Annotated in this window: 12 protein-coding genes; 8 read left to right on the plus strand and 4 right to left on the minus strand. The window is 63.4% G+C overall.

Annotated elements, in window-relative coordinates:
- Positions 1–40: 40 nt before the first annotated feature.
- From UC34_RS11290 to UC34_RS11300, 3 genes are read left to right on the plus strand one after another with little or no spacing between them, the layout of a single operon-like run.
- The gene (locus UC34_RS11290; RefSeq protein ID WP_044455632.1) at positions 41–1048 is read left to right on the plus strand and encodes an alpha-E domain-containing protein; all 1008 of its coding nucleotides are present in this window, start codon (positions 41–43) and stop codon (positions 1046–1048) included.
- Between the two features lie 4 nt (positions 1049–1052).
- Positions 1053–1859 (plus strand): transglutaminase family protein, encoded by an 807-nt coding sequence (locus tag UC34_RS11295; RefSeq protein WP_044455633.1) that lies wholly within the window; start codon positions 1053–1055, stop codon positions 1857–1859.
- Between the two features lie 49 nt (positions 1860–1908).
- Positions 1909–2757, plus strand: coding sequence for a proteasome-type protease (locus UC34_RS11300; RefSeq protein WP_044455634.1), 849 nt, complete (start codon positions 1909–1911; stop codon positions 2755–2757).
- Between the two features lie 51 nt (positions 2758–2808).
- Here UC34_RS11300 and UC34_RS11305 read toward each other — a convergent pair whose 3' ends face one another.
- The 3 genes from UC34_RS11305 to uraH all read right to left on the minus strand — a co-directional run bounded on the left by UC34_RS11305 (position 2809) and on the right by uraH (position 6291).
- Positions 2809–4191, minus strand: a complete 1383-nt coding sequence (locus UC34_RS11305; RefSeq protein WP_044455635.1) for an MATE family efflux transporter — start codon at positions 4189–4191, stop codon at positions 2809–2811.
- 503 nt (positions 4192–4694) lie between these two features.
- Positions 4695–5900, minus strand: a complete 1206-nt coding sequence (locus UC34_RS11310; RefSeq protein ID WP_044455636.1) for a urate hydroxylase PuuD — start codon at positions 5898–5900, stop codon at positions 4695–4697.
- 40 nt (positions 5901–5940) lie between these two features.
- A complete protein-coding gene (gene uraH, locus UC34_RS11315) occupies positions 5941–6291 on the minus strand; it encodes a hydroxyisourate hydrolase (protein WP_044455637.1) in 351 nt (116 codons plus the stop codon).
- A gap of 448 nt (positions 6292–6739) precedes the next feature.
- Here uraH and UC34_RS11320 point away from each other — a divergent pair, with 448 nt between their 5' ends.
- Together UC34_RS11320 and UC34_RS11325 are read left to right on the plus strand one after the other, a co-directional pair.
- Entirely contained in the window at positions 6740–8107 is a 1368-nt protein-coding gene (locus tag UC34_RS11320) for a nucleobase:cation symporter-2 family protein (RefSeq protein WP_044455638.1), read from the plus strand.
- The gene (locus UC34_RS11325; RefSeq protein ID WP_044455639.1) at positions 8107–9465 is read left to right on the plus strand and encodes an 8-oxoguanine deaminase; all 1359 of its coding nucleotides are present in this window, start codon (positions 8107–8109) and stop codon (positions 9463–9465) included. Before UC34_RS11320 ends, UC34_RS11325 begins: the two co-directional genes overlap by 1 nt.
- 291 nt (positions 9466–9756) lie before the next feature.
- Here the strand turns inward: UC34_RS11325 and UC34_RS11330 are convergent, their stop codons facing one another.
- Positions 9757–10695 carry a LysR substrate-binding domain-containing protein gene (locus tag UC34_RS11330; RefSeq protein WP_044455640.1) on the minus strand — a complete coding sequence of 313 codons (939 nt, stop codon included), beginning with the start codon at positions 10693–10695 and terminating at the stop codon, positions 9757–9759.
- A 231-nt stretch (positions 10696–10926) separates the two neighbouring features.
- Between UC34_RS11330 and UC34_RS11335 the strand changes: the two genes are divergently transcribed.
- The 3 genes from UC34_RS11335 to UC34_RS11345 all read left to right on the plus strand — a co-directional run bounded on the left by UC34_RS11335 (position 10927) and on the right by UC34_RS11345 (position 14636).
- On the plus strand, positions 10927–12477 hold the full coding sequence (locus tag UC34_RS11335) for an ABC transporter ATP-binding protein (protein ID WP_044455641.1): 1551 nt from the start codon (positions 10927–10929) through the stop codon (positions 12475–12477).
- Positions 12478–12589: 112 nt separating this feature from the next.
- The gene (locus UC34_RS11340) at positions 12590–13696 is read left to right on the plus strand and encodes an ABC transporter permease (RefSeq protein ID WP_418303930.1); all 1107 of its coding nucleotides are present in this window, start codon (positions 12590–12592) and stop codon (positions 13694–13696) included.
- A gap of 10 nt (positions 13697–13706) precedes the next feature.
- A complete protein-coding gene (locus UC34_RS11345) occupies positions 13707–14636 on the plus strand; it encodes an ABC transporter permease (RefSeq protein ID WP_044455643.1) in 930 nt (309 codons plus the stop codon).
- Positions 14637–14678: the final 42 nt, after the last annotated feature.

Here is a 14678-nt window from a genome sequence, read left to right on the forward strand (position 1 = left end):
ACGTCCGGCCAGAGACAACGAAAACCATCGGGAAGCCATCATGCTCAGCCGTACCGCCGACCACTTGTTCTGGATGGCCCGCTACATGGAGCGGGCGGAGAATACTGCGCGTCTGCTCGACGTGAATCTGCAAAACCTGTTGCTGCCGCAGGCGGCCATGGAAGCCGTCGACGACGAAGACGACACCGACATGGCGCATGCGCTTGCCGGCCACATCGAAAACGAGGCGGGCTGGCGCGCCACCTTGCGCATCTCCGAACTGGAGCCCGCCTTCGATCGCAAGCATGCACGCGCCACGCGCGCCAACGTTCTCGACTTCGTCGTGCGCGATCGGGACAACCCGTCGAGCATCGCGTGCTGCCTGGCCGCCGCCCGGGAAAACGCGCGTGCCGTGCGCGGCACACTGACCACTGAGCTTTGGGAAACGGTCAACAGCACCTGGCTCGAATTCCCGCGCATGCTCGACCTGCTCGAACGCGATCCGGCGCATCTCTTCGAGTGGGTGAAGGTGCGCTCGCATCTTTCGCGGGGCGTGAGCTTCGGGACCCTGTTCCAGGACGACGCCTTCTACTTCACACGCCTTGGCCTCTTTCTCGAGCGCGCCGACAACACCGCCCGAATACTCGACGTGCGCTTTCACGAAGCCGTTCGCGTGGACAAGGCTGGTCCCGACACCTCCCATCCCACCGACTTTTACTATTGGTCCGCCGTGCTTCGCAGCGTGTCTGGGTTCGAAATCTACCGGAAGGTCTACCGCGACGTGATTACGCCCGAGCGCGTCGTCGAACTGCTCATGCTCAATCCCCATATGCCGCGTTCGTTGCTTGCATCGCTCGACGGTGTCTGCGAGAACCTCGCGACGTTATCCAACGGCCAGTCGGGCGACGTGGAGCGCTACGCCGGGAAACTTCAGGCCGACCTCAAGTACACCGACATCCAGCAGATTCGGCAACAGGGTCTGCACCCCGTCCTGACCGAGTTTCTCGAGCGAGTCTCCGTGCTCGGCAACAAGATCAGCCAGACCTTCCTGATCCCGCTCGCCGCCTGACGCCATGCGCCTGACCATTCGTCACGAGACCACGTACCGGTATGACACGCCGGTGCGCTACACCATTCAGCAGCTTCGGCTGACACCGGCAGCGTCGGAAGTGCAGCGTGTCGTGCACTGGCGTCTGAGCGCGCCCGGCAAGCTCACGCCCTCGCGCGATGCCTACGGCAACGACATGCATACGCTGGTACTCCACCAGCCGCACGACACGATCCATCTGCTGGCCGAAGGCGAGGTCGAAACGATGCCGCTCACCGACGGCAAGCTCGGCGAGACGAGTCATGCCGTGCCGGTGTTATGCTTCGCCAGCGCAACGCCCCTGACCGGGCGCAGCGACGGGATCGACGCACTCGCCGCGCAGGCCAGGGTTGCCACGCCGGGCGACTTGCTGGCGCTGGCGGCGTCCATTTGCGAACAGGTCGACTACGAATCGGGAATTACCGCAGTGACCAGCACTGCCGCGCAGGCGCTGGCGCTGGGGCGGGGGGTCTGTCAGGACCATGCCCACCTCATGCTCGCCGTGTGCCGGGCGCGCGGCGTGCCCGCGCGGTACGTCAGCGGCTACATCGATCCGGGCGACGTGCCGCATGCGGCCAGCCACGCGTGGGTCGACGTGTGGGTCGACGGGGCCGGGTGGGTGAGCATCGACGTCACCCATGCGTGCTTTGCCAGCGGCAACTACTGCCGGCTGGCCGTCGGACGCGACTATGAATCTGCCGCGCCGGTCAGAGGCATGCGCAGCGGCGGGGCGAGCGAGGCGCTGCACGTGTCGGTGAGTGTCGACACCGCGCCGCTCGACCAACAACAATAGCTTTTCGCGTGACGAGGCAGCGTGCCTCGCACGGCAAGACAGGAACGACATGACGTATTGCGTGGCCATGAAGCTCGATGCCGGGCTGGTCTTTCTCTCCGACACCCGCACGAACGCGGGCGTCGATCATGTGAGCACTTTCCGCAAGATGCTCGTCTTCGAGCGTCCGGGCGAACGCGTGATCGTGCTGCTCTCCGCGGGCAATCTGGCGCTGACGCAGGCGGTGCGCCAGCAACTCGTCGAAGCGCGCGACGCCGAAACGCTGTGGACGGCCAAGACCATGAGCGACGTCGCCCGCGTGGTCGGGCAGGCCATTCGCGACGTCTACGCGCGCGACGCCAAATCGCTCGAAGCGTTCGGTGTGGATTTCAATTGCAGTTTCCTGCTTGGCGGGCAGATCGCCGGTGCCAGAAGCCGTCTGTTCCAGTTGTATTCGGCGGGCAACTTTATCGAGGCGTCGTCCGTCAATCCGTATTTCCAGATTGGCGAGTCCAAGTACGGCAAGCCGATCATCGACCGGCTCGTCACGCCTGCCACGTCGCTCGACGACGGCGCCAAGTGTGCGCTGATTTCGATGGATTCCACGCTGCGCTCCAACGTTTCGGTCGGCCTGCCGCTCGACTTGCTCGTCTACGAGGAAGACAGTTTGCGCGTGACGCGTTTCGCGTCGCTCGACGACGACAATGCCTACTACAAGATGATCCACGACACGTGGGGCTCGCGGCTGCGTCAGGTGTTCGGCGAGTTGCCTGAGCCGCAATGGGCGACGCTCGACACGACGAGCGTGCCTGCCTCGCTGCCGCCGCGTGCCGAGCCGCCCGAAGGCATGCCCGGTGCGCACGAGGCGGGTAGCGTGCAGTCGCTCGCACAAACGGTGTCGCCGAAGATGCCGTCGTGAGCGAGGGTGGCGAGCGGGGGGTGTCGGTCGGGTCATTAGTCCGTCAGCCCGTCAGCCCGCGTGATGTGCGTGGTGCGCGTGGTGCTGCCGCCGATACAGCCAGGCGCTGAGCGCAAGCGTCACCGTTTCGGTGACGAGCAACGTGTACCAGATGGCGTTGCCGCCCAGTAGCGCATTCAGCGTCCAGAGCACGCCCAGCAGCAAAACCCAGCTTCGCAACATGGCGATGGCGGCGGACGGGCCGGGCGCTTCCACGGCCGTCAGATAGCCGGCCACGATCAGGTTGCCCGCGGCCGGAACAAAGGCCAGTGCGTACCAGACGACGGCGTGCTCGAGAATCGACCACGCCTCACCGCCCGCAGGCAGAAACAGGAACGTCAACGGACGGGCCAGCGTTGTCATGGCGGCTGCGACCAGCAGGGAGAATCCCATGACGGCGATCACGCCGAGCCGGAATGCCCCCTGAAGCGCCGTCGTATCCCGTGCCCCACGATAGAAACTGATCATCGGCTGCATGCTTTGCACCAGTGCGACCATCGTGACAGTTGCGCCGAGCGTCATGTATTCGAGAATCGCGTAGGCGGCGAGACCCGGTTCGCCGAAGTTCGTCAGAATGACGCGGTTGAAGACGAAGACGGTAAGCGCCGGCGCAATGGCGCCGAGGAACTCGGAGGCGCCGTTGTACATCGCCCGCCACACATGCCTCTCACCACGCCAAGCTAATGCGCCACGCGCCGGTACGACTTGCTTGGCGAACAGGAAGTGGTAGCCGAGCATGACACTGCTCGACACCATCATCGACAACCCGGTGGCGAGCGAAGCCCCATACATGCCCATCTCGCGCACGACGATCAGCCAATAGTCGAGCGCGACGTTCGCGAGCGCGCCGAGAAACATTGCGTACAGGCCGAAACGTGCAGCCGCGGCGCCTTCCACGCGCAGGAACAACTCCATCGCGTAAAGCCCGTTCGCAAACAACACGAACCAGCCCCAGCCGGACAGGTAGGCGACGACGTCCGTCGTAACGGCCCCCTGCGCGCCCAGCGCGGCGGCGATCTCATGCGTGAAGACGAGCACGCCCGCACTCATGACGATGCCTGCAACGAGCATCACCCAAAGGACCTGGGAGAACGCGCGACGCGCCTGTGCCTGTCGCTGCTCACCGAGCAAACGGGCAATGAGTGTCGCGCCGCCCACGCCCACCATCACACTGATGGCGTAGGGCACGTACAGCAACGGTACGACGAGGTTCAGCGCGGCGAGCGCCTGCTGGCCGACATAGCGGCCGATGAAAATGCCGTCGATCAGCGTGTAGATCGTGTAGACCCAGCCGGAGAGGATCGTCGGAATGGCGAGAGAGGTGTATTCCTTGAGCAGGGACGTCGTGGTGCCCTGTACGGCAGTGTTTTGATTCGCAGATGGAGACAGAGACATGGTCCCCCCGATGACATCTCACCGCGTCGTGTCGGGACGCGGCTCACCGTGGCTTGCACATCGAAAACTTCGGATCGAAGCGGGAGCAGAGGGTGTCGCTCACGCGCAAGCGATGGCGTGAGCGCTCCGCCGCGCGGCGTCAGCCCGGCGAGGGCAACGCCGGCGAGGCGGTCAGGCGGACGGAGGGAACATCGCCTGGTGCAGGTGCACCCAGACGACGCCTTGTCGGGAAGCGGAGAAAAGCAGGAAATTCATGAGGTTTGTCGTTCGTCCCGGAGGTTCGGGCACGTATGACAGACAAGCACTGTCACTCGTGAGTTCCCGGGAAGATGCCCACGGCGGAGGCGGTGTCGGGCATGCAGGGGGCGGCTGCCATGATGGGAATCCGGGGCGGGTGGCGCGACAGGACGCGAACCAAGAGATCCAGGAGAACGAAAAAAAGGGGCGCCGAAGCGCCCCAACATGGGTCCAGCAAGAAAGACTGTCGCAGTTCCGATACGTCGTTATTGTTGTGCGCCGCCGTTGAACCACGCGGCGATCTTCTGACGTTCTTCGTCGGTCATCTGCGTCACGTTGCCCAGCGGCATCGATTTGAGCGTCACCGATTGCTGATAAATGCGTTGCGCGTTCTGCGAGATCTCGGCCGGCGTATCGAGCATCACGCCCGCCGGTGCGCTGCCCATCATCGTCGGCTTGGCCGAGTGGCAGGTAGCGCAACGCTGCGTGAGGATCGGCTGAATCTCCGAGAGCTTCACGGCCGGGGCGGCAGCGTCGCCGTGTGCGCCCGCGGCAGGGGCCGGGGCAGTGCGCGGAGCGGCGAACACGGCAACGCCCGCGAGCAGGGCGGCGCCGGCCACCGGCAGGGCATACAGGTTCTTGCCCGCGTGACGCAGCACGAAGAACTGACGAATCATCGCGCCTGCGGCCATGATGATCGTGAGAATCACCCAGTTGTACGAATTGCTGTACGTGAACGCGTAGTGGTTGCTGATCATGATGAACACGACCGGCAACGTGAAGTACGTGTTGTGCACCGAGCGCTGCTTACCGAGCTTGCCCCAGATCGGGTTGGGGACTTCACCCTTCGTGAGCGCATCCACGCTCTTGCGCTGCCCCGGAATGATCCAGAAGAACACGTTGGCTGACATCGAGGTTGCCATCATGGCGCCGACGATCAGGAACGCTGCGCGGCCGGCGAAGATATGCGTCGTGGCATACGTGGCGGCCACCACGAACAGCGCGACGGCAATGCCCAGCACGCGCTCGTTCTTGCCCAGTGCACGGCACAGGAAGTCATAGACGAACCAGCCACCGATGAGGAACGCCACCGCCAGGCCCACCGCCTGTCCCGGTTGCAGATCCATCACGTTCTTGTCGATGAGATAGGTTTGCGGCTGGAGCAGGTACAGCACGCAGAAAAGAGCAAAGCCCGAGAGCCACGTGGTGTACGACTTCCACTTGGACCAGTGCAGGTCTTCGGGCATCTGCGGCGGCGAATTCAGGTACTTCTGCGCGTGGTAAAAACCGCCGCCGTGCACCGACCACATCTCGCCGAATACGCCTTTTTGCTTGTCTTCGGCGGCCTTGGGCGGCTTCAGGCCGTTGTCCAGCATCACGAAATAGAACGACTCGCCAATCCAGGCGATGGCGGCGACCACATGCAGCCACCGCAGCAACAGATTGACCCAGTCGGTAATAAACGCTTCCATCTTATGTTCTCCTCAACTGCCTGACGTTCACGTTCGCGATTTAGCTACCGCGATACGTGGAAAAGCTCCACGGCGACACCAGAAGGGGCACGTGGTAATGCTGCGAAGGCTCGGCGATGCCGAAACGCAGGACAACGCGATCGACGAAGCGCGGCGTGGGCACGTCCACGCCCTGCGCGGCGAAGTAGTCGCCCGCGTGGAACACCAGCTCATATTCGCCGGCAACGAATGCGTCGCCTTCGAGCAGCGGCGCGTCGCAGCGGCCGTCGGCATTGGTCTGCACGTCGCGCAGCGAACGGCGCTCGCCGTCCACGCGCCAAAGCTCGACACGAATGCCGGCGCCGGGTTTGCCGTGCGATGTATCAAGTACGTGGGTAGTCAGTCGTCCCATGATGTCTCCTGTGATGGATGGGTGCATTGTAGGGAGATGGCGGCCCGGCAACGCGCGCAATACCAAAGATAAAAACGCGCACATACCCTGTCACGCCAGACAAAAAACCGTGTTCCGGATCCAGCACGACAATATGGCATGGCGACGTCTTCAGCGTAGGTCGGGTGCACCGGAATTGGGATTTTTTGGACCACTATTCGAATGCGCTATCCGGCCTATAACGCGGCGCATATGAGCCGTTGCCGTAACACGCGATCAACCGCCCGGAAAGCCCAATGACTACATGCATGCTTGGGGAAAACCCGAAACGCATGATAAGCATTCATGCATACGTTCCATGAAAAAAACACTATAGCCGTGGGTGGTCTTGCCGCAAAAGGCGTCGACCTGCACCATTGAGTCACCCAAAAAATAGACATCAAACAGCCCCCCGAGGGACGGAGACGCAATGAGTGTGACAACCAATGCCGTGGATCCGGTCGATGAGCGACTGCCGATCGGAAAATTGTTCATGCTGGGCCTGCAACACGTTTTGGTGATGTATGCGGGGGCGGTCGCCGTGCCGCTCATCATTGGCGGCGCCCTCGGGCTGCCCAAGGATCAGATTGCGTTTCTGATTTCCGCCGATCTGATGTGCTGCGGCATCGCGACGCTGATTCAGAGCGTAGGCGTCGGTCGTTTCGGCATTCGCATGCCCGTGATCATGGCCGTCACGTTCGCGGCCGTCGGTCCGATGCTTGCCATTGGCACGAACCCTTCGCTGGGATTGCCCGGCATCTTCGGCGCGACCATTGCCTCCGGCATCATCGGCACGCTCATCGCGCCGCTCGTGGGTAAGCTATTGCGGTTCTTCCGGCCGATCGTCACGGGCATCGTCATTACCTCGATTGGGCTGACGATTATCGGTGTGGGCATCAACTGGGCGGCCGGCGGTGTGGGCAATCCGGATTACGGCGACCCGGTCTACCTCGGCGTGTCGTTCGCGGTGCTCATTTTCATCTTGTTGATCACGCGTTTCGTGAAGGGGTTCTTTTCGAACATTGCCGTGCTGCTGGGCATCTTGTTCGGCTTCGTGATTGCGCTGATGCTGCACAAGGTGAATTTCGACGGTCTCGATCAGGTGAAGTGGTTCGACATCGTTCTGCCGTTCCATTTCGGCATGCCGGTGTTCGATCCGTGGGCCATTCTCACGCTCACCATCGTGATTCTGATCACGTTCATCGAATCGACGGGCATGTTCCTCGCGTTGGGGGAAATCGTCGGCAAGCCGGTCGACGAGAAGGCGCTGGTCGCCGGTCTGCGCGTGGACGGCGTGGCCACGGTGATCGGCGGTCTGTTCAATACGTTCCCGCATACGTCGTTTTCGCAGAACATCGGTCTCGTGGGCGTCACGGGGGTGAAGAGTCGCTGGGTGTGCGCAGCCGCCGGTGTCATCCTGCTCGTGTTCGGTCTGATTCCGAAGATGTCGGTGGTCGTCGCGTCGATTCCGCAGTTCGTGCTGGGCGGCGCCGGTGTGGTCATGTTCGGCATGGTGCTTGCCACGGGCATCAAGATCCTGTCGAAAGTCGACTACTCGCATAATCGCTACAACCTGTATATCGTAGCGATCAGCATCGGCATGGCCATGATTCCGGTCGCATCGAACAAGTTCTTTGCCAAGATGCCGGAGCAACTCGCGCCGCTGCTGCATAGCGGAATTCTGTTGGCCACCTTGTCCGCCGTGATTCTGAACGCTTATTTCAACGGCTTCAAAGCGCCCGCAGCGGACATCCATGGCAAGAAGAACGGCTCGGGCATGGGGTTGGAGGCGCACTGATGAAAACGTTGCTCGTCAAGAATGCCGAAGTTCTCGTGACGATGGATACGAATCGCCGCGAGATTACGCGCGGCGGGCTGTACGTCGAGGACAACCGGATCGTGGCGGTCGGCAGTGGCGATTCGCTGCCGTGCACGGCGGACGAAGTGCTCGATCTGACCGGGCATGTCGTCATTCCCGGCCTGATCAATACGCATCACCACATGTATCAGAGCCTCACGCGCGCCATTCCGGCCGCGCAGGACGGCGAACTCTTCAACTGGCTCACGAACCTGTACCCAGTGTGGGCCAACCTCACGCCGGAGATGATTCGCGTCTCGACGAAGACGGCCATGGCCGAGCTGCTGCTCTCGGGCTGCACCACCTCGAGCGACCATCTCTATATCTACCCGAACGGGTGCAAGCTCGACGACAGCATCGAAGCCGCGGCCGAGATCGGTATGCGCTTTCACGCGAGCCGGGGCAGCATGAGCGTCGGCCAGAGCCAGGGCGGCCTGCCGCCGGACCGTGTGGTCGAGCGCGAGGACGATATTCTCAAGGACACGCAACGCCTGATCGAGACGTATCACGACGAAGGCCGCTACGCGATGTTGCGCGTGGTGGTCGCGCCGTGCTCGCCGTTCTCCGTGAGCCGCGACCTGATGCGCGAGTCGGCCGCCATGGCACGCCACTATGGCGTGTCGCTGCACACGCATCTTGCCGAGAACGTCAACGACATTGCCTACAGCCGTGAGAAGTTCGGCATGACGCCGGCCGAATACGCACACGAGCTCGGCTGGGTCGGTCACGACGTGTGGCATGCGCACTGTGTCCAGCTCGATGATGCCGGCATCGCACTGTTCGCGAAGACGGGCACAGGCGTGGCGCACTGTCCCTGTTCGAATATGCGCCTGGCGTCGGGCATCGCGCCGATTCGCCGTATGCGCGACGCCGGTGTGCCCGTCGGGTTGGGGGTGGACGGCTCGGCGTCGAACGATGCGGCGAGCATGATCAACGAAGCGCGTCAGGCGCTGCTGCTGCAACGCGTGGGTTTCGGCCCGAGCGCCATGACGGCGCGCGAGGCCCTGGAAATCGCGACGGTGGGCGGCGCGCGCGTGCTCGGGCGCGATGACATCGGCGTGCTCGCCGAAGGCATGGCGGCGGACTTCGTGGCGTTCGATACGCGCGGCGTCGGCATGGCGGGCGGTCTGCACGACCCGGTGGCGGCGCTCGTCTTCTGTCATCCCGGACAAGCTGCGTACAGCGTGGTGAACGGTCGGGTGGTGGTGCGTGAAGGGCGTCTGGAGACGCTCGACCTGCCGTCGCTCGTCACGCGTCACAACGCGCTTGCGCGGCAACTGGCCGAGGCCTCCCGATAAAGGCGTTGCCATACCGGCCACATGTTCATGGCGTGCAGCCGGGGCGTCCGTTCACCCCGATCTCCGGATTCCGGTGAGCGGGCGCCGCGTGGCAATGGGCAAACGGGAAGTCGGGGCGGTGTTCCTGTGCATGGGGAACGCCGCCGTGCGGTTCGACGGAGCGGTGGGGGCCGCTCCGTCGGTAAAAAGCGGCCAGGGGCGGCGTGCGCCCCGGACGACATGATGTGATGGCGTTCAAGACAGCCATTGCGCCAACCGGGCCAGTCGCCTGCACGGCGACGATCGCGATCATCAAGGTTGCGTGCGCGATTCGAGCAACGTGCGTGTGGCGTCCGAAATCACGCTGCGCAGCCAGCGCACCTCATCCGAATAGTGCGTGCGCTCGTGCCACAACTGGTAGTACTGCATCGGCGGGAAGTCGATCGGGGTTTCAAGCACCGTGAGCGGCAGGAACTCCGCGTAATGGTCGGCGAACAGGCGCGTCGTCGTAAAAATCAAATCGGATTTCAGCAGGACGTATGGCGCGAGATTGAAGTACGGAATGGTCACGACGACATTGCGCTTCAGGCGCTCGCGCGCCAGATGCATATCGATTGCGCCGCGCTGCGCGACGGAGTAGGGCGTTGGGGCGAGGTGCGGACTACCGAGATATTGCTCCAGCGTCAGGCCGCGTTTCGCATAGGGATGCGTATTGCGCACCAGACACACGATCTGGTCCACGAAAAGATTCGACAGGTGGAGTTGCTCGGGCGGCTCGGGCCAGTTCCCGATCACGATGTCGACCTTGCCGTCTTCGAGCGCATGCTCGTAATCGAACGCCGGGCCGAGCGAATGCAGTTCGAGTTGCGCGTTGGGGGCCTGCTGGCGGAAACGTTCGACGACCGTCGGCACGAAGAGCGTGTTCAGATAGTCGGGGGAGCCGATACGGAACGTGCGCACCGTCGTGGCCGGATCGAAATTCGATTGCTGGACCGTGATGCGCTCGATCTCACGCAGGGCGTTCTGCGTCGGTTCCAGCAGCGATTGACCGTATTCGGTGGGCACCATGCCCGATTTTCCACGAACCAGCAGGGGGTCGCCGGTAATGTCGCGCAAACGACGCAGCGCCGCGCTGATGGCCGGCTGCGACTGATTCAGTTTGACGGCCGCACGCGTTACGCTGCGCTCGATCAACAGGGTGTGAAGAACGCGCAGCAAATAAGTGTCAATCGGTTCGCGGTTTTGGCTCATGAGAAATATAACGATCCGAGTATGTCGGACCCTGTAGTGCATAAGGAAATCATTATGAAGGACAAGGTCTGGCGCCTCTATAGCGGAAAGTCCCTATCACCAAAATAGATGTCCGTCTTTCGTAAAGGGACCTTAGATGCCGTGTTATTGACACACGCTCGACATTTCCCCGCGAATTGGGTATTTTCGGACCGCCCAAGCCCCCCATTCAGACTCTGTCAGACGTCGCCAGTGACACTTTCCAAGCAATCGACGCCACGTCTGGCGCTGACCGGCATCACCAAGCGCTATCCAAGCGTGGTGGCCAACGACGACATCGCGTTAAGCGTGTTACCCGGCGAGATCCATGCCGTACTGGGCGAGAACGGCGCGGGAAAGAGCACGTTGATGAAAATCATCTACGGCGCCGCGCGCCCGGACGCCGGGGAAATCCGCTGGGAAGGGCAGCCGGTGACCATCGAAAGCCCGGCTGCCGCGCGCAAGCTCGGCATTGGCATGGTGTTCCAGCATTTCTCATTGTTCGAGACGCTCACGGTCACCGAGAACATCTCGCTCGCGCTGGACGCCGCCGGTCACGATTTGAAGGCGCTCTCTCATCGCATTCGCGACGTCTCCACCCAGTACGGTCTGGAGGTCGATCCCGAGCGTCATGTGCACAGCCTGTCGGTCGGGGAGCGCCAGCGCGTGGAAATCGTGCGCTGCCTGTTGCAGAACCCGCGGCTGCTCATCATGGACGAGCCGACCTCGGTGCTCACGCCTCAGGCCGTTCAGAAGCTCTTCACGACGCTGCGGCGGCTCGCCGCCGAAGGTTGCAGCATCGTCTACATCAGCCACAAGCTCGACGAAATTCGCGATCTGTGCGACCGCGCCACCGTGCTGCGCGGCGGGCGGGTGTCCGGTCACGCCATACCGCGTGAGGAAACGGCCGAGACGCTGGCACAGATGATGATCGGACGCGCACTGCCGCAAATCGAGCGTCGCGCGCATCAGCCGGGCGATGTGCTGCTGTCGCTGCGCCATCTGTCGATGGCGAGCGAAGACCCGTTCGGCACGTCGCTGCATGACATCAACCTGAATGTGCACGCGGGCGAGATCGTCGGGATTGCGGGCGTGTCGGGCAATGGGCAGGCCGAGCTGCTGGCGGCGCTCTGCGGCGAGGCGCGTGCACCGCACGCGGAGGCCATTGCGCTGAACGACCGCGCGGTCGGGCGCATGGGGGCGGCCACGCGCCGACGCCTCGGGCTGGCATTCGTGCCGGAGGAGCGGTTGGGGCGCGGCGCGGTGCCGAGCATGTCGCTCGCGGATAACGCGTTGTTGGGCGCGTCCGGTACGGCGCATCTCGGATTGCTGCGCGGCGGGTGGATTCGTCGCGGCGCGCTGCGCAAGTTCGCATCGTCATGCATCGAGCGCTTCAACGTGAAGGCGGGCGGTCCGGACGCAGCTGCGCAGAGCCTGTCCGGCGGCAATCTCCAGAAGTTCATCGTCGGGCGCGAAATCCTTCAGGAACCGAGGGTGCTGGTCGTCGCACAGCCGACGTGGGGTGTCGACGTGGGCGCAGCGGCCTTTATTCGCCAGCAGTTGCTCGACCTGTCCACGCGCGGCGTTGCCGTGCTGGTGCTGTCCGAGGAGCTCGACGAACTGTTCGAGATATGCGACCGGATCACGGTGCTGGCACAGGGACGTCTGTCGCCCGTTCGCAAGCCGGATCAGACCGACGCGCGTGAAATCGGCTTATGGATGGCGGGGATGTTCCCCGGCGGTCCCGGAGAGCGCGCCGCCTGAACGAACGCCTCGTTGCCGACCTTTTGGCATGACCCCGATTTCGGATTTTCACGGTTTCACCGGCGTGCGTACGACGCCGATGCCGTAACGTTTTCATCGACTCCCAGACATCATGCTCGATTTCACGCTTGAGCCACGGCCAAGTCCCTCCCGCACCATGCGGCTCGCCATGCCGCTGGTGGCCACGCTCATGACACTCATCGGCGGCGTGCTGATCTTCAGTTTTCTCGGCAAGAATCCGGCACAGGCGATGGCGGCGTTTTTCCTTGCGCCGATCAGCAGTCTGAACGGCTGGTCGGAACTGTTGCTCAAGGCGTCGCCGCTTTGCCTCATCGCGTTGGGGCTGGCCATCGGCTACCGCGCGAACGTGTGGAACATTGGCGCGGAGGGGCAACTGCTGCTCGGCGGGATCTTCGCTTCCGGCGTCGCCATCCATTTCGACGGCCACGGCGGTCCGTGGCTGTTGCCGCTGATGATGGCGGCCGGCGCGGTGGGGGGCATGCTGTGGGCGGCCATTCCGGCGCTGCTGCGCGTGCGCTTCAATGCCAACGAGATTCTGGTGAGCCTGATGCTCACGTACGTGGCCACACAGTTGCTGATCTATCTGGTCAGCGGTCCCTGGCAGGATCCGCACGGCATGAACTTTCCCCAGTCGATCAACTTCAGCCGAGACGCGCTTTTCCCACGCTTTTTCGGTGACTGGCATTGGGCGACATGGCGCGGCACGCGGCTCAATGCGTCGATTTTCATGGCGGCGGCGGCGGTGCCTCTCGCGTGGTGCTTCATGCGCAAGAGCTTTGCCGGGTACCGCATGGAAGTCGGGGGGCTCGCCCCCCTTGCCGCGCGCTATGCCGGCTATTCCGAGCCTCGCGCCGTATGGCTCGCGCTACTGATCGGTGGCGCAACGGCGGGGCTGGCGGGCACAGGCGAGGTCGCAGGGCCGGTAGGGCAGTTGCAGGCGACGTGGGCGCCGGGATACGGCTTCACGGCGATCATCGTGGCGTTCGTGGGACGCCTGCACCCGATCGGCATCGTGCTGGCAAGCCTGCTCATGGCGCTGCTCTATCTTGGCGGCGAAGCCGTGCAAACCTCGCTTCAGTTGCCCAAGGCCATCAGCGGCGTGTTCCAGGGGCTGCTGCTGTTCAGTCTGCTGGGCTGCGACGTTTTCGTGAACTACCGCCTGCGTCGTCGCACCCATGCGATGACGCGAGACGCCTGAGGAGCGCGGCATGGACTGGATCAATCTGCTCACGCCGCTGGCCGCAAGTGCCGTGATCGCGGCCATTCCGTTGATGCTGGCTGCCTTGGGCGAACTGGTGACCGAGAAGTCGGGCGTACTCAATCTCGGTGTCGAGGGCACGATGCTCATGGGCGCCATCGGGGCGTTCGCGGTCACCGTACAGACCGGCAGCCTTTGGCTCGGCGTGCTCGCGGGCATTGCCGCCGGCGTCGTCATGTCGGCCATCTTCGCGTGGCTCACGCTGTCGCTGATGGCCAATCAGGTTGCCACCGGGCTGGCATTGACGATATTCGGCATCGGTCTGTCGGCCTATGTCGGGCGTCCGTACACCGATGCCACCATTCCGATGCTGCGCGACCTGCCGATCCCGGGGCTCTCGTCGATCCCTGTACTGGGGCCCTCGATCTTTTCGCTCAATCCGCTGGGTTATCTCTCGGTGGCGCTGCTCGTGGCGATTGCGTGGTTCCTGTACCGCTCGCGCGCCGGACTGGTGCTGCGCTCGATTGGCGAAGCGCCGTCCGTCGCGCATGCCATCGGCTATCCGGTCGTGCGCATTCGTTATCTCGCGACGCTCTTCGGCGGCGCGATGTCTGGCTTGGCGGGCGCCTATTATTCCGTGGGCTACCTGCGTTTGTGGCAGGAGAACCTGACGGCCGGACGCGGCTGGATCGCGCTGGCGCTGGTGGTGTTCGCCACCTGGCGCCCGGGACGTACGGCGCTCGGCGCGTTGCTGTTCGGCGTGGTGATGGCGCTGCAATTCCAGGCGCAGGCGATGGGCATTCGTATCCCCTCGCAGGCGCTGGCGAGCCTGCCGTATCTCGCGACCATCGTCGTGCTGGTGATCATCTCGCGCAATCGCCAGACGATACGCCTGAACGCCCCGGCGTCGCTGGGCAAACCCTTCTTCGCCGGGTCCTGAGTCGGACGCGGCGCCAAGCGATACAAGCATTCAACCGAAACA

It is taken from the genome of Pandoraea vervacti, assembly GCF_000934605.2.
Lineage (GTDB): Bacteria > Pseudomonadota > Gammaproteobacteria > Burkholderiales > Burkholderiaceae > Pandoraea > Pandoraea vervacti.

Coding starts and splice junctions, on each gene's coding strand:
- uraH (WP_044455637.1), bottom strand. CDS start 6,291: ATGGGACGACTGACTACCCACGTACTTGATACATCGCACGGCAAACCC.
- UC34_RS11340 (WP_418303930.1), top strand. CDS start 12,590: ATGCTCGATTTCACGCTTGAGCCACGGCCAAGTCCCTCCCGCACCATG.
- UC34_RS11345 (WP_044455643.1), top strand. CDS start 13,707: ATGGACTGGATCAATCTGCTCACGCCGCTGGCCGCAAGTGCCGTGATC.
- UC34_RS11300 (WP_044455634.1), top strand. CDS start 1,909: ATGACGTATTGCGTGGCCATGAAGCTCGATGCCGGGCTGGTCTTTCTC.
- UC34_RS11295 (WP_044455633.1), top strand. CDS start 1,053: ATGCGCCTGACCATTCGTCACGAGACCACGTACCGGTATGACACGCCG.
- UC34_RS11320 (WP_044455638.1), top strand. CDS start 6,740: ATGAGTGTGACAACCAATGCCGTGGATCCGGTCGATGAGCGACTGCCG.
- UC34_RS11325 (WP_044455639.1), top strand. CDS start 8,107: ATGAAAACGTTGCTCGTCAAGAATGCCGAAGTTCTCGTGACGATGGAT.
- UC34_RS11330 (WP_044455640.1), bottom strand. CDS start 10,695: ATGAGCCAAAACCGCGAACCGATTGACACTTATTTGCTGCGCGTTCTT.
- UC34_RS11310 (WP_044455636.1), bottom strand. CDS start 5,900: ATGGAAGCGTTTATTACCGACTGGGTCAATCTGTTGCTGCGGTGGCTG.
- UC34_RS11305 (WP_044455635.1), bottom strand. CDS start 4,191: ATGTCTCTGTCTCCATCTGCGAATCAAAACACTGCCGTACAGGGCACC.
- UC34_RS11290 (WP_044455632.1), top strand. CDS start 41: ATGCTCAGCCGTACCGCCGACCACTTGTTCTGGATGGCCCGCTACATG.